Source organism: Bradyrhizobium sp. WSM4874 (assembly GCF_055811835.1).
In genome coordinates this window covers 35536-55727 of the sequence record NZ_JBVVPR010000046.1, presented here as the reverse complement: position 1 = coordinate 55727, position 20192 = coordinate 35536, and the positions used below count along the sequence as shown (strand labels likewise).

Sequence of the window (20192 nt, the reverse complement as noted above, 5' to 3'; positions counted from 1 at the left end):
AGTGGCTCGGTACTCCACGACCCGCAATCGATAGATCACGCGGTATGGGTCCCGGCCTTCGCCGGGACGACATTGGAATGTGGTGCGCAGCAAGCGCCTACAACGCCCGCACCTGCCAGAACCGCAGCGTCCGCCGCGCATTCTCCGGGGTCATGCGCGCGTAATGGCTTTGAGCCCTTGCGATATCGACCGGCTTCATCGCGCCGCTCGCAAAGCGGCTCTGAAGCACGGCAGCGGTGGTTTCCCAGCTGAGCTGCGCCGCCTTGCACGGCACCAGCAGGCCGTCCTCGCGCAGGCTTTGCATCAGCGGGCGGATCACTTCGACGGTCGATCCCGACAAGGCGGCCAATGCGGCCACCGCTTCTTCATAGCGCCGCTGCGTGGCGAAGCCGAGCAACGTCGCCTCGCTGAGCTGGCCGGTCGCCTTGAGGCCTGCGACGGCGCGCTTGGCACCTTCGAAATCGCGGACGCCCGACATCTCGCGCTCCACACCGACGGTGACGGCGGCGATCGCGGTCTGGATCTCCTCGAACAGATGCGGCGGCGCGCGCGACAACAGATGGGTCCGCACGGCATCGCTCGCCGAGCGCAGCAATTGACGGCGCAGGTCTGACGGCAGATCGACGCGGACGCCGACGCTGACGGCGAGCTCGGGGTCGGCCTCGGCCTGTCCCACGATGACGGCAAATCCGTTTCCGGACACGCGCGCGCCGGGATTGGCAGCGAGCCGCCGGCTGACGCTGGGATAACGTCGCGCCAGCAATGCATCGGTGACGATCTCTTTCAGCCACCAGCGTCCGGCGACCGCGAGCAGATGCGGCTCGCCCTTGCTCGAGGCGATCTGCACCAGCGCGCCGTCGTCGAGGCGCGCGGATTCCTGCAGCACGGGACCGGCGATGCGGATCTCGTCATTGTTGGCGAGGCGGCGGATGACCGAGGGCGGCGCCTGCGCGATCGGCGCGAGCTGCGCGCTGATCTCGGCGAGCGCTACGCGCGCGCCTAGGTCGGCGATGGCCCGGAGCTCGATGGTGCCGATCAGGCGATCGAGCACGTCGTCGAACAGTGCGATCTGCTCGTCGTCGAAACTGCCGGCGGAGGACAGGAACAGGTCGGTGACGCGGCGGGCGGTTGCCAGGCCCTTTTCCGCGGAGCCTGTCCGAAGCGCGGACTCGACCTCGTCGATGATCGATAATTCGGCCGTGGACATGACGCGCAGCTCGTCCTGAGCAGATTGACGGAAGCTTGTTCTAAGCAACCGCTATCATTAGAGACGAGCACTGAACGTTTCGTAAACCATGCCCCAGGACCGAGCAGGGTCGGTCACTATTCTCCGTTCCACCCGCAGGCGCGGAGCCGCTCGTGCATGTGGGGTGGGGCCGGCGCCACCACGCGGACCGGCTCCTTGTTCCGGGAGATCGGCACCACGATCTCGCGGGAATGCAGGTGCAGCTTCGGCTCGCCGAAGCGCGGGCCGTTGCCGTAAATGTTATCGCCGAAGATCGGCCAGCCGGTCGCGGACGAATGCACCCGCAATTGATGGGTTCGCCCGGTCACCGGTTCCATGGCGAGCCAGGTCAGGCCATGGCCCCGGCCCATCACCTTCCAGTTGGTGATGGCCTTCTGGCCCTCGGGATCGGGCTTTTGCCACCAGCCGCGTTCGGCATTGAGCCGGCCGAGCGGCATGTCGATGGTGCCTTCGTCCTCAGTGGGGCCGCCCTCGACGATGGTCCAGTAGGTCTTGCCGATCTTGCCATGCTTGAACAGCAGGCCGAGTGATGCCGTCGCCTTGCGATGGCGGCCGAGCACGAGGCAACCGGAGGTGTCCTTGTCGAGCCGGTGGGCCAGCACCGGTGGCCGTGGCAGGCCGAAACGGAGTGCGTCGAAGGAGGTTTCCAGATTGGCGCCGCCCTTGGGTCCGCGATGCACCGGCAGCCCGGCCGGCTTGTCGATGACCAGCATCAATCCGTCGCGATGGAGCACGCGCGCCAGGATTTCGTCGGCGGTCAATTCGGGAACATCGAGCAATTGCAGGACTTTCGGTCAAGACTTTCGTTTGGGAGCCGGAACGGCTAACACACCGCCACCATGAACGATACCACCCCCGAGACCCCCAAGCTGAGCTGGTGGCGCCGCCTGTCCGACGGGCTGAAGCGCACCTCGTCCTCGCTCGGGACCGCGGTCGCCGACCTCGTCACCAAGCGCAAGCTCGACCGCGCCATGCTCGACGACATCGAGGACGTGCTGCTGCGCGCCGACCTCGGCACCTCGGTCGCGGTGCGGATCGCGGACGCCGTCGGCACCGGGCGCTACGACAAGGCGATCTCGGCGGACGAGGTCAAGGACGTCGTCGCGACCGAAGTCGAGAAGGTGCTGGCGGCGGTGGCGAAACCGCTCGAGATCGACGCCGGCAAGAAGCCGTTCGTCATCCTCGTGGTCGGCGTCAACGGCTCCGGCAAGACCACCACCATCGGGAAACTCTCGCAAAAATTCGCGTCCGAAGGCCGCAAGGTGATGCTGGCGGCCGGCGACACGTTTCGCGCAGCAGCGATCGAGCAGCTCAAGGTCTGGGGCGAGCGCACCAGGACGCCCGTCATATCAGGTGCGCAAGGCTCGGATTCAGCGAGCCTCGCCTTCAACGCGCTGACGGCGGCGAAGGAGCAGGCCATCGACGTGCTCCTGATCGACACCGCCGGGCGGCTTCAGAACAAGGCCGAGTTGATGAACGAGCTCGAAAAAGTCGTGCGCGTCATCCGCAAGGTGGACGCGACAGCGCCGCATGCGGTGCTGCTCGTGCTGGACGCCACCGTCGGCCAGAACGCGCTATCGCAGGTCGAGGCGTTCCATCGCACCGCCGGGGTCACCGGCCTCGTGATGACAAAGCTCGACGGCACCGCTCGTGGCGGCATCCTGGTGGCGCTCGCGGAAAAATTCAAACTGCCGGTGCATTTCATCGGCGTCGGCGAAGGCGTCGACGATCTCGCGCCGTTCACCGCGCGCGATTTCGCCCGCGCCATCGCCGGAATCGAAAGCTGAAGAATGGACAAGACCCAGCCGCACCCGCTGTTCAAGCTTGCGACCGAGCTCGGGCCGCTGCTCGTGTTCTTCTTCGTCAATGCCAAGTTCAACCTGTTCGCCGCGACCGGCGCCTTCATGGTCGCGATCGTCGCGGCGATGATCGCCTCCTATGTGGTGACGCGGCACATCCCGATCATGGCGATCGTGACAGGCGTGATCGTGCTGGTGTTCGGCACGCTGACCTTGGTGCTGCACGACGAGACCTTCATCAAGCTCAAGCCGACCATCATCTACGCTTTGTTCGCCGCGATCCTCGGCGGCGGCCTGTTGTTCGGCCGCTCCTTCATCGCCGTGATGTTCGACCAGATGTTCAATTTGACGCCGCAGGGCTGGCGCATCCTGACGCTGCGCTGGGCGCTGTTCTTCGCCGGCATGGCGGTGTTGAACGAGATCGTCTGGCGCACCCAGAGCACGGACTTCTGGGTGAACTTCAAGGTGTTCGGCGTCACGCCGATCACCATGATCTTCGCCATCGCCCAGATGCCGCTGACCAAGCGCTATCACCTTGAGCCGGCGTCGCTGGAAGCGAGCGAGGCCGAGGCGGGCGATGTGAGGAAGGGGTAAGAAGTGGTTGGAGTCATTCCGGGGCACGCGAAACGTGAACCCGGAATCTCGAGATTCCGGGTTCGATGCTGTCGCATCGCCCCGGAATGACGGTGGCTATTTCAACGCCTTCTCCATCTGCGGCAACAACACCGTCCGCAGATTGTCCGGCGTGATCGGTCCCACCAGCTTGTAGACGATTGTGCCTTCGCGACCGACGACGAAAGTCTCCGGCACGCCATAGACGCCCCATTCGATCGAGGCGCGGCCGTTGGCATCGACGCCGACGTGGCCGAACGGGTTGCCGTAGCGCCCCAGGAAGCGCCGCGCATTGTCGGCGGCATCCTTGTAGTTGATGCCGACGAGCTGGAAGCGCTTGTCTTTTGCCAATTCGGTCAGGAGCGGCGCCTCGTCGTGGCATGGCACGCACCAGGACGCCCAGACATTGACCAGGCTGACCTTGCCCTTGAACGCAGCGGGATCGAGACCGGGGATCTGCGCGTTGTCGGCCTGCAATCCCTCGAGCGGCGGCAGCATGGTTTGCGGCGCGGGGCGTCCGATCAGCGCGGATGGAATCCGCGAGGGATCGCCGCTGCCGAGCCGGAACCAGAACAGCAGCGCCAGGCCGATGAAGGCGATCAGCGGCAGCACCATCAGGAAGGTGCGGCGCTGCGGCGGAGCTGAGGTCGATTGATCGCTCATGGTGTGTCCGTGGCGCTACGGCCGGAGCGGCGGGTCACGCCGCTGCGCTCGAGCTCGCGCAGGCGCTGTGTCTGGCTGCGATAATCGAGCACGATCCAGCCGATCAGGATCACGACCACGAGCGCGGCCGCGGCATAGGATGTCACGATGAAAGACGCGTAGGGGCCGAGCGACATGATCATGCAGCCCCAACTTCTTTTGACGTGCTGTCTTCACGCGAACTGATACCGACTTCTGAAAACGCCACACGGCTCGCCTGCATCATCTGCAGAGATCGCACGCGCCGGCGCAAAATTTCGTTGCGCATCGCAGCCAGATGCAGCGTGACGAACAGCAGGGTGAACGCGACCGCCATCACCAGCAGCGGAATCAGGAACGATTTGTCGAGCGACGAGCCGCCCATCCGCATCACCGAGGCCGGCTGGTGCAGCGTGTTCCACCAATCGACCGAGAACTTGATGATGGGCAGGTTGATCGCGCCGACCAGGGTCAGCACGGCGGCGGCGCGCGCCGCGCGGGAGGGCTCGTCGACCGCGCGCCACAGTGCCATCAGGCCGAGATACATCAGGAACAGGATCAGCACCGAGGTCAGCCGCGCGTCCCATTCCCAATAGGTGCCCCACATCGGCCGGCCCCACAGCGAGCCCGTCAGCAGCGCAAGGAAGGTGAACGCGGCGCCGATCGGCGCTGCGGCTTTGGCGGCGACGTCGGCCAGCGGATGCCGCCACACCAGCGTGCCCAGCGAGGCGATGCTCATCACGCCCCACACGAACATCGACAGCCAGGCATTGGGTACGTGGATGAACATGATCTTCACCGTCGCGCCCTGCTGATAGTCGTCGGGCGCGGTGGCGGACTGATAGAGCCCGATCGTGAGCAGGATGATTGTCGCAGCCGCAAGCCACGGCAAGAGCCGCCCCGTCAGCGCGAGGAACCGTGTCGGGTTGGCAAGGTCGATCAGCGTCATGGTATCCTGATAATCACAGGTAAGCGCTCACGCAATCAGCACGAAAGTCCGCAGCGAAAGTTGATCGGGGTCAAGGTCAGTCCGGTCCATCTCAATCGAGCCCATGCTTCAGGCTCGCCGCAGCCGCGAAGGGACCGATCACGAGGCTGACCAGCGACAGCGCGCAGAGGATCGAGAACGGCGCGCCGAAGGTCATGGGTCCGACGATCGCCGCCTGCGAGGCCGCGACGCCGAAAATCAGCACCGGGATCGACAGCGGCAGCACCAGGACCGCCATCAACAGGCCGCCACGATGCAGCGTCACCGCCAGCGCCGCACCGATCATCCCGGTAAACGTCAGCGCCGGGGTGCCGGCGAGCAGCGTCAGCGCCACGGCGCCGGTTGCGACCATGTCGAGGTTGAGCAGGAGGCCGAGCACTGGGGTTGCGACGATCAGCGGCAGGCCCGCCGCCAGCCAATGCGCCAGCGCTTTCGCCGCGCAGGCGAGTTCCAGCGGGGTCCGGCTCATTGTGATCAGGTCGAGCGAGCCGTCCTCGTGGTCCGCCATGAACAGCCGGTCCAGGGTCAGCAGGCTCGCCAGCAGCGCCCCCAGCCACAGGATCGCCGGCCCGAGCCGCGACAGCAGCGCCAGATCCGGCCCCACCGCAAACGGCATCAGCACCACCACGGTCAGGAAGAACAGCACGCCAATCAACGCCCCGCCGCCGACGCGGAGGGCGATCCGGATGTCCCGGCGAATGAGGGCGGACAGGGCGGTCATGGGGGGCTCCCATTGTGCCTCAGGCACGGTGCGCTCCCTCCCCCGCTTGCGGGGGAGGGTTGGGGAGAGGGTGTCTCGACAACGAAGATTTCCCCAGAGGAGAGAACCCTCACCCGGCGCTGCGCGCCGACCTCTCCCGCAAGCGGAAGAGGCGAGGGAGCCCGCGGCGACGACTGCATCCCGGGTGCGAGAGCGGCACCCGGCCGCTTGGAAAACTGATGGTCCACCGGAATCACACCATCCCCCCGATCCGCAGCTCACGCGAAGCGATCCCGAGCGGGGCGTGCGTGGCAGCGACGATCAGGCCGCCGCGCGCCAAGTGCTCGCGCATCAATCCGGAAAACATGTCCTGTCCGGCGACATCCAGCGCGTTGGTCGGCTCGTCCAACAGCCAGACCGGGCGGCGCACGGTCAATAGCCGGGCCAGCGAGAGCCGGCGGCGCTGGCCGGCGGACAGGAAGGCGGCGGGCAGATCGGCGGCATGGTCGAGCCCGACGGTGGCGAGGCTCTCGCCGGCCTCAAAACGCTCGCCGCCGAGAAAATCGGCCCAGAATGTCAGATTCTCCGCCACGCTCAGGGCCGGCTTCAGGGCGTCGCGATGGCCGAGATAGTGGCATTGCTCTGGCAAAGTCAGCTCGGCGTCACCTCCGTCCAGCGCGATCGTGCCGCCCGCCGGAATGAGCAGGCCCGCGATCAACCGCAGCAGCGACGTCTTGCCCGATCCGTTGCGGCCGACGACCGCCACGGCTTCGCCGGAGCCGGCCTCGAAATCGAGCCCGGAAAACACCTCGCGCCCGCCCCGCACGCAAATGACCCCGCGTCCGGAAAGCTGCATCTTGCCTCGTATCGATCCGCTCAAAGCCAGGCCTCAGGAAAACTTGGGGTAGCGCATGGGAATTCTTGGCTCGCGGATTGCCGCGGCGCGATTGTGGCTGTGGCGGCGCGGTTAGAAAGCTTCTATAAGCCCGGAACTACTTGATGCAGCAACTCAACCTGCCCCTGCAAGCGGCCCAGCCTGCTCCGCTGACGGTGTTAAAATACCCCTTGCCGGGTATAACTAACAATTGGGATTTCCTACATGACCTCGCTCGACAGCTTCAAATGCAAAAAGACCCTCAAGGTCGGCGCCAAGACCTATGTCTATTACAGCCTGCCCACGGCCGAGAAGAATGGTCTGAAGGGAATTTCGAAACTCCCCTACTCGATGAAGGTTTTGCTCGAGAACCTGCTCCGCAACGAGGACGGCCGCTCGGTCAAGAAGGAAGACATCGTCGCGGTGTCGAAGTGGCTGCGCAAGAAGTCGCTGGAGCATGAGATCGCCTTCCGCCCGGCGCGCGTGCTGATGCAGGACTTCACCGGCGTGCCCGCCGTGGTCGATCTCGCCGCGATGCGCAATGCGATGCAGAAGCTCGGCGGCGATGCCGAGAAGATCAATCCGCTGGTGCCGGTCGATCTCGTCATCGACCACTCCGTGATCGTGAACTTCTTCGGTGACAACAAGGCCTTCGGCAAGAACGTCACCGAGGAATACAAGCAGAACCAGGAGCGCTACGAGTTCCTGAAATGGGGCCAGAAGGCGTTCTCGAACTTCTCCGTCGTGCCGCCGGGCACCGGCATCTGCCACCAGGTCAATCTCGAATATCTCTCCCAGACGGTCTGGACCAAGAAGGAGAAGATGACGGTCGGCAAGAAGACCGGCACCTTCGAGGTCGCCTATCCCGACTCGCTGGTCGGCACCGATTCCCACACCACCATGGTCAACGGTCTCGCCGTGCTCGGCTGGGGCGTCGGCGGCATCGAGGCGGAAGCCTGCATGCTCGGCCAGCCGCTGTCGATGCTGCTGCCCAACGTCGTCGGCTTCAAGCTGAAGGGCGCGATGAAGGAAGGCGTCACCGCGACCGACCTCGTGCTTACGGTCACGCAGATGCTGCGCAAGCTCGGCGTCGTCGGCAAGTTCGTCGAATTCTTCGGCCCCGGCCTCGACCATCTCTCGGTCGCCGACAAGGCGACCATCGCCAACATGGCGCCCGAATATGGCGCGACCTGCGGCTTCTTCCCGGTCGATGCCGCCGCACTCGATTATCTCAAGACCTCCGGCCGCGCCTCGGCGCGCGTCGCGCTGGTGCAGGCCTATGCGAAAGCGCAAGGGCTGTTCCGCACCGCCAAATCGGCTGATCCGGTTTTCACGGAGACGCTGACGCTCGACCTCGGTGATGTCGTGCCGTCGATGGCCGGCCCGAAGCGCCCCGAGGGCCGGATTGCGCTGCCGTCCGTGGCCGAGGGCTTCTCGCTCGCCCTCGCCAGCGAATACAAGAAGGCCGAGGAGCCGGCGAAGCGCTTTGCCGTCGAAGGCAAGAAGTTCGACATCGGCCATGGCGACGTCGTGATCGCCGCGATCACCTCCTGCACCAACACCTCGAACCCGAGCGTGCTGATCGGTGCCGGCCTGCTGGCGCGCAACGCCGCCGCGAAAGGCCTCAAGGCAAAGCCGTGGGTGAAGACCTCGCTCGCTCCGGGCAGCCAGGTGGTGGCGGCCTATCTCGCCGATTCCGGCCTGCAGGCCGATCTCGACAAGGTCGGCTTCAACCTGGTCGGCTTCGGCTGCACCACCTGCATCGGTAATTCCGGTCCGCTGCCCGAGGAGATCTCGAAGTCGATCAACGACAACGGCATCGTCGCGGCTGCCGTGCTCTCCGGTAACCGCAACTTCGAAGGCCGCGTCTCGCCGGACGTGCAGGCGAACTATCTGGCCTCGCCGCCGCTCGTGGTCGCCCACGCACTGGCGGGCAGCGTCACCAAGAATCTCGCCGTCGAGCCGCTCGGTGAAGGCAAGGACGGCAAGCCGGTCTACCTGAAGGACATCTGGCCGACGACCAAGGAGATCAACGCCTTCATGAAGAAGTTCGTGACCGCGGCGATCTTCAAGAAGAAATATGCCGACGTGTTCAAGGGCGACACCAACTGGCGCAAGATCAAGACGGTCGAAAGCGAGACCTATCGCTGGAACATGAGCTCGACCTATGTGCAGAACCCGCCCTATTTCGAAGGCATGAAGAAGGAGCCGGAGCCGGTCACCGACATCGTCGAGGCACGTATTCTCGCCATGTTCGGCGACAAGATCACGACCGACCACATCTCGCCGGCCGGTTCGATCAAGCTCACCTCGCCCGCGGGCAAATATCTCAGCGAGCACCAGGTGCGTCCGGCCGACTTCAACCAGTACGGCACGCGGCGCGGCAACCATGAAGTCATGATGCGCGGCACCTTCGCCAATATCCGCATCAAGAACTTCATGTTGAAGGGCGCCGACGGCAATATTCCGGAAGGCGGCCTCACCAAGCACTGGCCCGACGGCGAGCAGATGTCGATCTACGACGCCGCGATGAAGTACCAGCAGGAGCAGGTGCCGCTGGTGGTGTTCGCCGGCGCCGAATACGGCAACGGCTCCTCGCGCGACTGGGCCGCGAAGGGCACGCGTCTGCTCGGCGTGCGCGCCGTGATCTGCCAGAGCTTCGAGCGCATCCACCGCTCCAACCTGGTTGGCATGGGCGTGCTGCCGCTGACCTTCGAGGACGGCACCTCCTGGTCGTCGCTCGGTTTGAAGGGCGACGAGAAGGTCACGCTGCGCGGCCTCGTCGGCGACCTCAAGCCGCGCCAGAAGCTGACCGCGGAGATCGTCTCCGGCGACGGTTCGCTGCAGCGGGTTTCGCTGCTCTGCCGCATCGATACGCTGGACGAGCTCGAATATTACCGCAACGGCGGCATCCTGCACTACGTGCTGCGCAAGCTCGCGGCGTAAGCGCGGATTTGTGAACGGTGGCTCACTGCGAAGTGAGTAGTAGGTTACACGAAGGCGGCCTATCACAGGCCGCCTTCGTGCGTTCGCGGTAGGCTTCAGATGGGCCCCGCCCTGCGGAGAAGCTCACGCTTTGGACGGTGTTTTGGCGGACGAATGTGCGAGGCCCGTAAGACTACGGTGACCATCCGGCGGTAAGATTTCCCTCTCACGAGCAATGGTGTGCGGCGTTCGACATGACAACAATGACGGCTTCTCATCTGGTTTCACGCTGGTCCGGCGCCCTCTGGTCGGGAGCTCTTGGTCTCTGTGCGATCGTCGCCGTCATTCGTCCTGCCGAGGCTGATCCCCGCGCCGTTGTCGAATTGTTTACCTCGCAGGGCTGCTCCTCCTGCCCGCCGGCCGACAAGATCATCGGCGATCTCTCCCGCGATCCCTCGATCATCGCGCTGAGCATGCCGATCGATTATTGGGACTATCTCGGCTGGAAGGACACATTGGCCGATTCGCGCTTCTCTGCACGGCAGCGTGCCTATTCGCGCATGCGCGGCGACCGCGAAGTCTACACGCCGCAGGTCGTGGTCAACGGCTCCACGCATGTCGTCGGAAGCGACCGCACCGGCATCGAAAGCGCCATCGGCAGGAACGACAAGGGCACGGGCGTGATGAGCGTGCCGGTGACGATGTCGCTCGCGGGCAAGCAGATCAACGTCTCGGTGGCCGCGAGCAAGGAGCCCACGGCGTCCCACGGCGAGGTCTGGATCTGCTCGATTGCGAAGTCTGTGCCGATCGCGATCAGCCGCGGCGAAAATCGCGGACAGCAGGTCATCTATCACAACGTGGTGCGCAACCTGCTCAAGGTCGGCGACTGGACCGGCCGTCCGGAAAGCTGGACGGTCCCGATCGAGAACCTCACGCGCGACGGCGTCGACGGTGCCGTGGTCTATGTCCAGGACGGCAGCCGGGAAAAGCCGGGGCCGATGCTGGGCGCGGCGTACACGTCGCTGCACTGATTCGCAGCGCGCTCAAGATCATCTCAAGACAACTTGTCTCTCGTCATTCCGGGGCGCGCGAAGCGCGAACCCGGAATCCATCGATCCACCATCCGAGCTGAGAAATGGATTCCGGGCTCGCGCCAAGAGGCGCGCCCCGGAATGACAGCGAGTGAGAAACATCCCGACCCAACAAAAAAGGACCAACTCGCGTTGGCCCTCCTTGTATGCGAACAGACCCGATCCTGACGGCCCCGGGGGGCTGGGGGCTGAGGAATCCGGAACCGAAAGGACCGGGTCAACGCACATCCTTCTTTTCGCAATGCAGGGCGGCAGTCGCTTGGCGGAAAAGCGGCGACACTATGATTCCTGCTAACGATCCCGTGACGGTTTGCCGCGAGAGAGTTTTACCGCTGCGTGTGGGCGGATTGCTTCTGATTCGAGGGGCCTTGCAGTGGGGAACAGTTGGCGCGATCATGCAACTGTCATGATCCGCGGTTCCGGGGACGGTCTTCGCGGACGCGGTCATGCTGATGCGACAGGAGGCGGCCTATGAGTCTGTCGGAGGATGCCGATCCGAGCGAACAGCGCGCGGCGGCGCGCCCCGCCGCTTCAAATGCGCAGCTGAGCCGCGTGACGTTCAACCGGCTCGAGCTGCACCGTATTCTCAATCTCTACGGCCGGATGGTCGCGGACGGCGAGTGGCGCGACTACGCCATCGACTTCCTCAGGGATCGCGCCGTGTTCTCGGTCTTTCGCCGCGCCTCGGAAGTGCCGATCTATCGTATCGAGAAGGATCCGCGCCTCGCGCGCAAGCAGGGCATGTACAGCGTGATCTCGGCGACGGGTCTGATCCTGCGCCGTGGCCACGAGCTCGAGCGCGTGCTCCTGGTGATCGATCGCAAGCTGGCGGTGGTGTGACGACCTTGGTCGTCATTCCGGGGCGCGACGAAGTCGCGAACCCGGAATCTCGAGCCGCTGACAACTTCTGGATTCCGGGTTCGATGCTGCGCATCGCCCCGGAATGACGGCGACGATTACTTCTCCGGCACGCTCTTGGCGCCCTCACCAAGATCCCGCTGCATCATCACCGTGTCGAGCCAGCGGCCGAATTTCAGCCCGACGCTGGGATGCGTGCCGATCATCTTGAAGCCGGCCCTGGTGTGCACGCCGACCGAACCCGCATTGGCGGAATCGCCGATCACGGCGATCATCTGGCGGAAGCCGCGCGCCTCGCATTCGACGATCAGCCGCTCCAGCAGGAGCGCCCCGATGCCGCGGCGGTGGAATGCTGGATCGAGATAGATCGAGTTCTCGACCGTGAAGCGGTAGGCCGGCCGCGGCCGGTAGGCGCCGGCATAGGCGTATCCGGCGACGCGCCCGTCGAGGATGGCGACGAAATAGGGATAGCCGCCGTCGATCAGCGTGCGGTAGCGGCGCGTCATCTCGGCGAGGTCGGGCGGCTCCAGCTCGAACGTCGCGGTGCCCTCGCGGACAGCCTGCTGGTAGATGGCGGTGATGGCGGGAAGGTCGGCCTCAAGAGTAGGCCTGATATCGGGTGCGGACATGGGCCAAGATTAGAGCCTTCCCGGGACGGCTGGAAGAGGCGAACGGCCTTCCCACGTCGTCATTGCGAGCGAAGCGAAGCAATCCAGAAATGCGTCCGTGGAGGGACTCTGGATTGCTTCGTCGCAAGAGCTCCTCGCAATGACGGTGGTTGAGGGAACATCACGGCCAAACAAAAACCCCGGCCTTTCGGCCGGGGCTGGTGTCGTTCGCTCTGGGCTGGCGCTTAGTCGCGCTGGCCGAGGAGCTGCAGGAGCAGCGTGAACAGGTTGATGAAGTTCAGGTACAGCGACAGCGCGCCGGTGATGGCCGCACGCTCTGCGATGTCACCCCCGGCCGAGGCGTAGCCGTAGATGTAGTCGTTCTTCAGCCGCTGGGTATCCCAGGCGGTGAGGCCCGCGAACACCAGCACGCCGACCACCGACACCACGAACTGCAGCACCGAGCTCGCCAGGAACAGGTTCACCAGGCTGGCGATGACGATGCCGATCAGGCCCATGAACAGGAACGAACCCATTCCGCTCATGTCACGCTTGGTGGTGTAACCGTAGAGGCTGAGCGCGCCGAAGGTCGCCGCGGTGATGAAGAACACCCGCACGATCGAGGTGTGTGTGAACACCAGGAAGATCGAGGACAGCGAGATGCCCATCAGCGCCGCGAACACCCAGAACAGGATCTGGGCGGTCGAGGGAGCGAGACGGTTGATGCCTGCCGAGATCACGAACACCATGGCGAGCGGCGCGAGCATGAACAGCCACTTCAGGGGGCTGACGAACATCGCGTAGCCGAACGGCGTCAGGAACAGCTTGCCGACGCGGACGGCTTCCGGGGTCGGAACGTCAGTCACGGCGGCCATGTAGACGCCGAGCGCGGCAAGGCCGGTGATGGCCAGGCCGATGCTCATGTAGTTGTAGATGCGCAGCATGTAAGCGCGCAGGCCGGCATCGACCGTCGCGGCGTCAACACGCCCGGCGGCCCTGCCGAAAGGAGAAGCGTAATTGCGGTCTAGGTCCGACATGGTCGAATTCCCGTTGGTTGGTCCGGTCCGGCATGAGGGTCGCCATGCCGCCGGTTCGTCAAATTCTATCTCGGATACCGACGTCTGCCGACTAAATTTTGGCTAACAATCGGGACTCCGAACCCACTCGATATGTGGGAAACTAACACATCCGCTGCAACCTTCCACGCGCGGCTGAATGTCGCCCTCGCCCGCAATCCTGGCGAGCAGACGTGGTTAATCGCTGGAATCGTGCGATTTCGCTCCCGCGCAGCCGCCCGCTACCATTTGTCACAAATTCCGCAACACCGTGGCGGGCTTTTTGTTCAACGCCAGGAGCGTGCCGGCGAGCCCGAGCCCGACCGTGACGACCAAAGCAGCCGCGACCACGCCGGCTGCGCTGCCCCCCTGCCAGACGAAAGTGAGGGTCATCAGCCGGGTCACGATCATCCAGGCCGCGACGCTGCCGGCGAAAACGCCGAACACCGCGGTGGCGAGCCCGATCAGGAGGTATTCGAGCGCATAGGCGCCGAGCAGCCGTAGCCGGGTCGCGCCCAGGGTCTTGAGGATCACCGCATCGTAGACCCTGTGCCGATGGCCGGCGGCGAGCGCGCCGCCCAACACCAGGATCGCCGAGATCAGGGTCACCGCGCTGGCGCCGCGGATCGCCAGCGCAAGGTTGGTCACGACCGAGCCGACCGTCTCCATCACCTCGCGCACGCGCACGCTCGTCACCATCGGATAGGCGTCAGCGACCTCCTTGATGATCTTGCCGTCGCCGGCCGCATCGCCTCCGGCTTCCGTCAGCGTCGCGATGTGGGTGTGCGGGGCGCCCTTGAAGGCGTTCGGCGAGAACACCAGGACGAAATTGATGCCGAGGCCCTGCCAGTCGATGGTGCGCAGATTGCTGATCTTGGCGGGGATGTCGCGGCCGAGGATATTGACCACGACCTCGTCGCCGAGCTTGAGGCCGAGTCCGTCCGCGATCTTCTTCTCCATCGAAACCAGCGGCGGGCCGGAATAATCGGCGCTCCACCACTCGCCCTCGACCACCTTGGAGCCCTTCGGCAGATCGGCGGTATAGGTCAGGCCACGGTCGCTCTGCAGCACCCACTCGGAATCGGTGCTGGGCTTGAGCTCCTCGGCGCGGACGCCACGGGCTCCGACGATCCGCCCGCGCAGCATCGGTACGTCATCGACCTTCGCGCCAGGGGCGAGCTGGCGCAGATAGGAGTCGAACTGCTCGGCCTGCGTGCTCGGAATGTCGATGAAGAAGAACGATGGCGCGTGCTCGGGCAGCGCCGCCAGGAACTGCCGGCGCAGATTGCCGTCGATCTGGGTGATGGTGACGAGCACGGCGAGTCCGAGCCCGAGCGAGAGCACGACCGAGGGCGTCAGCGCGCCCGGCCGGTGAATGTTGGCAATCGCAAGTCGCAGCATCGGCCACCGCGTGCGCGGCAGCCGCCGTGCGATCGTCATCAGCAGGGCGGCAATGCCGCGCAGCAGCGCGAACACGACCACGGAGGAGGCCACGAACACCGCGGCGATGCGCTTGTCGAAGGAGAGCCCAATCACGACCGCGATGAGCAGCGCGATCACGACGGCCATGAAGACGAGATAGCTCCAGCGCGGCCGGTGCCATTCGGAGCTGATGGTGTCGCGGAACAGCGCGGCCACCGGCACGTCGTGCACCCGCCCGAGCGGCCACAGGCCGAAGGCAAGCGCGGTGAGCAGCCCGTAGACGAACGACAGCGCAAGCTCGTCGGCATGCACCGCCGGCACCACCGGCAGCGGCAGCAGCTTGCCGAACAGGCCGACGATCGCGAAGGGCATGGCGGCGCCGAGCGCGAGCCCGATCAGCGACCCAATCGCGGCGAGCAGGAGAACCTGGGCGAGATAGATGCCGAACACGTCGCGCCCGGTGGCGCCGACCGCCTTGAAGGCCGCGATCACCTCGAGCTTGTGGTCGATATGGGCCTTGACGGCATTGGCGACGCCGACACCGCCGACCAGCAGCGCGGCGAGGCCGACCAGCGTCAGGAACTGCGTGAAGCGGTTGATGTTGCGCTCGAGCTGCGGCGAGGCATTGGAGCGGCTGCGGACCTCCCAGCCGGCCTGCGGCGCGGCGTTGCGCGAATCCGCAATGAAGGCGTCGGTGGCGCGCTCGCTATTGGCGATCTCCGGCAGCTTCACACGGTAGACCCAGCGCACCAGGCTGCCAGGCTGGACCAGCCCTGTGGCGCGCAGGCCCGCCTCGCTGATCAGGAAGCGCGGGCCGAAGCCGATGCCGCCGGCGAGCTTGTCGGGCTCGGCTTCGACGGCGCTGCGGATCTGGAACGTCGCAGCCCCGACGGTGACGCGATCGCCGGTCTTGAGCGACAGCCGCGTCAGCAGCGTCGGATCGGCGGCTGCGCCGAACGCGCCGTCGCGCTCCGCGAGCAGGTCGGACATCGGCAGCGGTGGCGCCAGCGTCAACTGGCCCAGCATCGGATAGGTGCCGTCGACCGCCTTCATCTCGACCAGCGCCAGCTTGCCCTCGGCCGAGCGCGCCATTCCGCGCAGAGTGGCGGCGCTCGAGACGGTGCCGCGCGAACGCAGGAAGGCGACTTCCTCCGGCTTCGCTTCGCGCTGAAACAAGACGAACGACACGTCGCCGCCGAGCAGGGTACGGCCCTCGCGGGCGAGGCCGTCGCTCAGGCTGGCCGAGACCGAGCCGACACCGGCGATCGCCATCACGCCGAGCGCGATGCAGGCAATGAAGACGTAGAAGCCGCGCAGGCCGCCGCGCAATTCGCGCAGCGCGTAACGCAGCGACAGCGCGACGCCGTTGGGCTTCGCAAACGGTTCGGCAGCTATGCTCATGCCGGCGCCGACTGCGTGTCGATGCGCCCGGAGCGCAGGCGGATCACGCGATCGCAGCGATGCGCGAGCGAGGAATCGTGCGTGACCAGCACCAGCGTCATGCCGCGCTCGGCATGCTTGCTGAACAGGAGGTCGACGATCTGTTGTCCGGTGGCTTCGTCGAGATTGCCGGTCGGCTCGTCGGCAACGAGGATCGCGGGATCGGGTGCCAGCGCGCGGGCCAACGCGACGCGCTGCTGCTCGCCGCCGGAGAGCTGCGTCGGATAATGATGCAGACGGTCGCCAAGGCCGACCGATTGCAGCTCCTGCGCCGCGCGCCTGGCGGCGTCGGGATTGCCTGCAAGCTCGAGCGGCACCGCGACGTTCTCCAGCGCGGTCATGGTCGGGATCAAATGGAAGGACTGGAAGACGATGCCGACCTGGCGGCCGCGGAAGCGGGCCAGCGCGTCCTCGTCGAGGGCATTGAAAGGCGTGCCGCTGACCACCACCTCTCCGCTATCAGGACGCTCCAGCCCCGCCATCACCATCAGCAGCGTGGATTTGCCCGAGCCTGACGGGCCGATCAGGCCGATCGTTTCGCTCCGGCCGACGCGCAAGCTGATATCCTTGAGAATGTGAACGCGTGCCGCGCCCGTACCCAATGACAGATTGACGTTGGAGATGGCGATGGTGTCCGCCGAACTGTCGGCGAGCGAAGAGGAAGAGATGCGAGTGTCCATGGTCCGGTCATATGGCAACTCCGCACGCGCGGTCGAGAGGCGTTACGGATTGTTCATGCACATAGCCGTGTTGATGTTCGCTTTGATGACGGTCGCAAATCCGGCATGGGCTGAGGCGGCGAAACCGATCAAGCTGGTGGTTCTCGGCGATTCCCTGAGCGCAGGCCTCGGCCTCCCGACCCAGGAGGCGTTCCCCGCAAAACTTCAAAAATCTTTACAAGACAAAGGGATAGAGGTCGGCATGACCAATGCCGGGGTGTCCGGCGACACCTCCTCGGGGGGCCGTGACCGGCTCGACTGGTCGGTCCCTGACGGAACCGACGGTGTGATCATCGAGCTCGGCGCCAACGATGCGCTGCGCGGCATCGATCCCGATTTGACGCGCGCTGCGCTCACCGAGATCGTCCAGCGTCTCAAGGCGCGCAAGATCGCGGTGATGCTGTGCGGCATGCTGGCGCCGCCGAACTACGGCGCGGACTATGCCGCGCGCTTCAATTCGATTTATCCGGATCTGGCGAAAAAATACGGCGTGCCGCTCTATCCGTTTTTTCTCGACAGTGTCGCAGCCGATGCCAAGCTCAACCAGGCCGACGGCATTCATCCGACCGCGCCCGGTGTCGACATCATCGTCAGGAATATCTTGCCCACGGTTGAGGCATTCCTTGGCACCATAGCTGAGCAACGGCGTTGAAAAGCGGGCAACGCTAACCGTAATGCCCAGGGTTTTACGGGAGTAAGGCGCGCGATGCTTCGCAGAGTCACACAACTGCGATAGGAATTGAGGTACCGGTGATTCGTCGCCGGCTCTAAAATTTGGATATGATCTTTCCCTGGATCATGCCCAAGCATCGGGAGTGCGAAACGATGCCGCGTTTGTTCACTGGTCTGGAAATTCCGGCCGAGATTGGCCAGTCGCTTTCCAATTTGCGGGGCGGCCTTCCCGGCGCCCGCTGGATCGATCCCGAAAATTACCACGTCACACTGCGCTTTATCGGCAATATCGACGGCATGTCCGCCAACGAGATCGCCTCGATGCTGTTTCGCGTCGACCGCAAGCCGTTCGAGGTGAAGGTGCAGGGCTTGCAGAGTTTCGGCGGACGCAAGCCGCGCGCGGTGGTCGCCACCATCGTGCCGAGCAAGCCGCTGATGGAATTGCAAGCCGAGCTCGAGCGCCTGATGCAGCGGATCGGCCTCGATCCTGAGGGTCGCAAGTTCATCCCGCATGTCACGCTGGCCCGGCTCCACGACGCCACCGACCGTGACGTCGCCGATTATCTGTCGCTGCGCGGCTATTTTCCCAGCAAGGCGTTCACGGCCGAACGTTTCGTGCTGTTCTCGTCCCGCGCCTCCACCGGCGGCGGCCCGTATGTGGTCGAGGACGCGTACGAGCTGTGTGAGTGAGCTTGGCTCGCAGAAGATGAAGCGGCGCCGACCCATATGGCGCGTAGGCGCCTAGCGTCGATTGCGGTCAGAATGGCAGTCCGTGTTCGTCGTATCCAACTATTTCGTCGGGCATCCGGTCGGCTACCACAGGCAGCTCGCTCCAGCGTCGACGGATTGCGGCCATATCCTCAAAAGAGCAGTTTTGCGGTACTGATTGTCGATGCGCCTGAGGCGCTCTTCGATAGCTCGCGTCGTAGCAAGAGCAACCGTCTCGCCAGTGAGTTGCGCCAGACGCCTCGCGAGACGTTCGACCTCGGGGTCCTCGATGTTAAGGGCCATGCCTGGAACCTCAAAGTAGCCGCTTTAGCCCTGTGATATCTCAATTATTCGCCTCCAACCACGTGGATGCGGGTGCGCGCATAAGCCTTTGCGCCAATACGGAGTTGCAATTTCCGCTCATCTCTGGCGGTAAAGAGCATGCTCTCGACCCCCAGTTCCTCATTCCGCGAGGCCTATCAGGCCCAGATCGCGTCCGGCGCGATCGAGCCCGACGCTGCCCAGGCTGAAATCGCCGACGCCTATGCGGCGCTCGACCAGCGGCTCGCCGATTACAAGCCGGCGCGCAAGCAGGGCCTGCTCAGCCGCCTGTTCAGCAGCGACAAGGACGAGGCGCCGCACGGGCTCTACGTCCATGGCGAGGTCGGCCGCGGCAAGACCATGCTGATGGATCTGTTCTTCCAGCACTCGACCGTCGAGCACAAGCGGCGCGCGCATTTCCACGAATTCATGGCCGAGGTGCACGAGCGCATCTACGATTATCGCCAGGGCATCGCGCGCGGCGAGATCGCCGACGGCGACGTCATCGCGCTGACCGCGCATGCGATCTTCGAGGAGAGTTGGCTGCTCTGTTTCGACGAATTCCACGTCACCGACATCGCGGACGCGATGATCCTCGGCCGCCTGTTCGCAAAGCTGCTGGAGCTCGGCACCGTGGTGGTCGCGACCTCCAATGTTGCGCCGGACGACCTCTACAAGGGCGGTCTGAACCGTTCGCTGTTCCTGCCCTTCATCAGGCAGATCACCGACCACATGGACGTGCTGCGGCTCGACGCGCGCACCGACTTCCGGCTGGAAAAACTTCAGGGCGTGCCAATGTGGCTGACGCCCGCAGACACCGAGGCGGACGCCGCGCTCGACCGCGCCTGGTCGAGGATGTCAGGCAGCGCCAAATGCAAGTCGCGCGATATTTCGATCAAGGGCCGCATCCTGCACGTGCCGTGCTCGGCCCACGGCGTGGCGCGCTTCGCGTTCGCCGATCTCTGCGAGAAGCCGCTCGGGGCATCCGACTATCTCAGGCTGGCGCACGACTATCACACCATCCTGGTCGACCATATTCCAGTGATGGACATCTCTCAGCGCAACGCCGCCAAGCGTTTCATCACGCTGATCGACACGCTCTATGACAATGCCGTGAAGCTGATGGCCTCGGCCGATGCCAACCCGATCTCGCTCTATCTTGCCAACGAAGGCAACGAGGCCAACGAGTTCAAGCGCACCGCCTCGCGCCTGATCGAAATGAGCTCGGAATCCTATCTGGCGCTGCCCCACGGCCGCAAGGATTCCACCGCCAGCGGCTCGACCAAGGGGCTGGTGGAGACTTAAGTCCTATGCGGCCGTCATTCCGGGGCGTCGCGAAGCGACGAGCCCGGAATCCATACTCCCGATCTGGATTCCGGGCTCGGGGGGGGGGGGGGGGGCCCGGCGGGCGGGGGGGGGGGGGGGGGGGGGGGGGGGGGTTTTTGGGGGGTTTTGGGGGGGGGCCGCCAAATT

At 64.9% G+C, this 20192-nt stretch carries 19 protein-coding genes and 1 pseudogene; 8 read left to right on the top strand and 12 right to left on the bottom strand.

Annotation, left to right across the window (positions count from 1 at the left end; translation table 11 throughout):
* Positions 1-97: 97 nt before the first annotated feature.
* Positions 98-1207: a DUF2336 domain-containing protein gene (locus tag AC0L3P_RS32695; RefSeq protein ID WP_473308370.1), complete on the bottom strand. Its 1110-nt coding sequence runs from the start codon at positions 1205-1207 to the stop codon at positions 98-100.
* Positions 1208-1323: 116 nt separating this feature from the next.
* Complete coding sequence (locus AC0L3P_RS32690; RefSeq protein WP_275174219.1) at positions 1324-2025, bottom strand: RluA family pseudouridine synthase; 702 nt, start codon at positions 2023-2025, stop codon at positions 1324-1326.
* 60 nt (positions 2026-2085) lie between these two features.
* Here AC0L3P_RS32690 and ftsY point away from each other — a divergent pair, with 60 nt between their 5' ends.
* On the top strand, positions 2086-3033 hold the full coding sequence (gene ftsY, locus AC0L3P_RS32685; RefSeq protein WP_247284929.1) for a signal recognition particle-docking protein FtsY: 948 nt from the start codon (positions 2086-2088) through the stop codon (positions 3031-3033).
* A gap of 3 nt (positions 3034-3036) precedes the next feature.
* A complete protein-coding gene (locus AC0L3P_RS32680; RefSeq protein ID WP_007598838.1) occupies positions 3037-3639 on the top strand; it encodes a septation protein A in 603 nt (200 codons plus the stop codon).
* Positions 3640-3735: 96 nt separating this feature from the next.
* Here AC0L3P_RS32680 and AC0L3P_RS32675 read toward each other — a convergent pair whose 3' ends face one another.
* The 5 genes from AC0L3P_RS32675 to ccmA all read right to left on the bottom strand — a co-directional run bounded on the left by AC0L3P_RS32675 (position 3736) and on the right by ccmA (position 6882).
* Positions 3736-4320, bottom strand: a complete 585-nt coding sequence (locus tag AC0L3P_RS32675) for a DsbE family thiol:disulfide interchange protein (protein WP_354064691.1) — start codon at positions 4318-4320, stop codon at positions 3736-3738.
* Positions 4317-4502 (bottom strand): heme exporter protein CcmD, encoded by a 186-nt coding sequence (gene ccmD, locus AC0L3P_RS32670; protein WP_354209665.1) that lies wholly within the window; start codon positions 4500-4502, stop codon positions 4317-4319. The genes AC0L3P_RS32675 and ccmD overlap by 4 nt, the downstream gene beginning before the upstream one ends.
* On the bottom strand, positions 4499-5287 hold the full coding sequence (locus AC0L3P_RS32665) for a heme ABC transporter permease (RefSeq protein ID WP_473308364.1): 789 nt from the start codon (positions 5285-5287) through the stop codon (positions 4499-4501). Before AC0L3P_RS32665 ends, ccmD begins: the two co-directional genes overlap by 4 nt.
* A 91-nt stretch (positions 5288-5378) precedes the next feature.
* Positions 5379-6047, bottom strand: a complete 669-nt coding sequence (ccmB, locus tag AC0L3P_RS32660) for a heme exporter protein CcmB (protein WP_106945554.1) — start codon at positions 6045-6047, stop codon at positions 5379-5381.
* 232 nt (positions 6048-6279) lie between these two features.
* Positions 6280-6882, bottom strand: coding sequence for a heme ABC exporter ATP-binding protein CcmA (ccmA, locus tag AC0L3P_RS32655; protein ID WP_473308361.1), 603 nt, complete (start codon positions 6880-6882; stop codon positions 6280-6282).
* A 243-nt stretch (positions 6883-7125) separates the two neighbouring features.
* On the opposite strand from ccmA, the gene acnA reads away from it, so the two are divergent.
* The 3 genes from acnA (at position 7126) to AC0L3P_RS32640 (ending at position 11756) form a co-directional block, all read left to right on the top strand.
* Entirely contained in the window at positions 7126-9846 is a 2721-nt protein-coding gene (gene acnA, locus AC0L3P_RS32650) for an aconitate hydratase AcnA (protein WP_473308357.1), read from the top strand.
* A gap of 233 nt (positions 9847-10079) precedes the next feature.
* Entirely contained in the window at positions 10080-10856 is a 777-nt protein-coding gene (locus AC0L3P_RS32645; RefSeq protein ID WP_354209661.1) for a DUF1223 domain-containing protein, read from the top strand.
* Between the two features lie 531 nt (positions 10857-11387).
* Positions 11388-11756, top strand: coding sequence for a DUF2794 domain-containing protein (locus tag AC0L3P_RS32640; protein WP_007598853.1), 369 nt, complete (start codon positions 11388-11390; stop codon positions 11754-11756).
* Positions 11757-11872: 116 nt separating this feature from the next.
* Here the strand turns inward: AC0L3P_RS32640 and AC0L3P_RS32635 are convergent, their stop codons facing one another.
* The 4 genes from AC0L3P_RS32635 to AC0L3P_RS32620 all read right to left on the bottom strand — a co-directional run bounded on the left by AC0L3P_RS32635 (position 11873) and on the right by AC0L3P_RS32620 (position 16979).
* The gene (locus AC0L3P_RS32635; RefSeq protein WP_354209660.1) at positions 11873-12403 is read right to left on the bottom strand and encodes a GNAT family N-acetyltransferase; all 531 of its coding nucleotides are present in this window, start codon (positions 12401-12403) and stop codon (positions 11873-11875) included.
* 224 nt (positions 12404-12627) lie between these two features.
* Positions 12628-13419, bottom strand: coding sequence for a Bax inhibitor-1/YccA family protein (locus AC0L3P_RS32630; protein WP_007604312.1), 792 nt, complete (start codon positions 13417-13419; stop codon positions 12628-12630).
* A 270-nt stretch (positions 13420-13689) separates the two neighbouring features.
* Positions 13690-16260 (bottom strand): ABC transporter permease, encoded by a 2571-nt coding sequence (locus AC0L3P_RS32625; RefSeq protein WP_473308351.1) that lies wholly within the window; start codon positions 16258-16260, stop codon positions 13690-13692.
* The gene (locus tag AC0L3P_RS32620) at positions 16257-16979 is read right to left on the bottom strand and encodes an ABC transporter ATP-binding protein (protein ID WP_473308349.1); all 723 of its coding nucleotides are present in this window, start codon (positions 16977-16979) and stop codon (positions 16257-16259) included. Before AC0L3P_RS32620 ends, AC0L3P_RS32625 begins: the two co-directional genes overlap by 4 nt.
* A 55-nt stretch (positions 16980-17034) precedes the next feature.
* On the opposite strand from AC0L3P_RS32620, the gene AC0L3P_RS32615 reads away from it, so the two are divergent.
* Together AC0L3P_RS32615 and thpR are read left to right on the top strand one after the other, a co-directional pair.
* Positions 17035-17670, top strand: a complete 636-nt coding sequence (locus AC0L3P_RS32615; protein ID WP_473308347.1) for an arylesterase — start codon at positions 17035-17037, stop codon at positions 17668-17670.
* A gap of 173 nt (positions 17671-17843) precedes the next feature.
* Positions 17844-18380, top strand: coding sequence for an RNA 2',3'-cyclic phosphodiesterase (gene thpR, locus AC0L3P_RS32610; RefSeq protein ID WP_007598862.1), 537 nt, complete (start codon positions 17844-17846; stop codon positions 18378-18380).
* A gap of 67 nt (positions 18381-18447) precedes the next feature.
* Here thpR and AC0L3P_RS32605 read toward each other — a convergent pair.
* Positions 18448-18701 (bottom strand): annotated as a pseudogene (locus AC0L3P_RS32605) (type II toxin-antitoxin system VapB family antitoxin).
* A gap of 138 nt (positions 18702-18839) precedes the next feature.
* On the opposite strand from AC0L3P_RS32605, the gene zapE reads away from it, so the two are divergent.
* Positions 18840-20024 (top strand): cell division protein ZapE, encoded by a 1185-nt coding sequence (gene zapE / locus AC0L3P_RS32600; protein ID WP_473308345.1) that lies wholly within the window; start codon positions 18840-18842, stop codon positions 20022-20024.
* Positions 20025-20192: the final 168 nt, after the last annotated feature.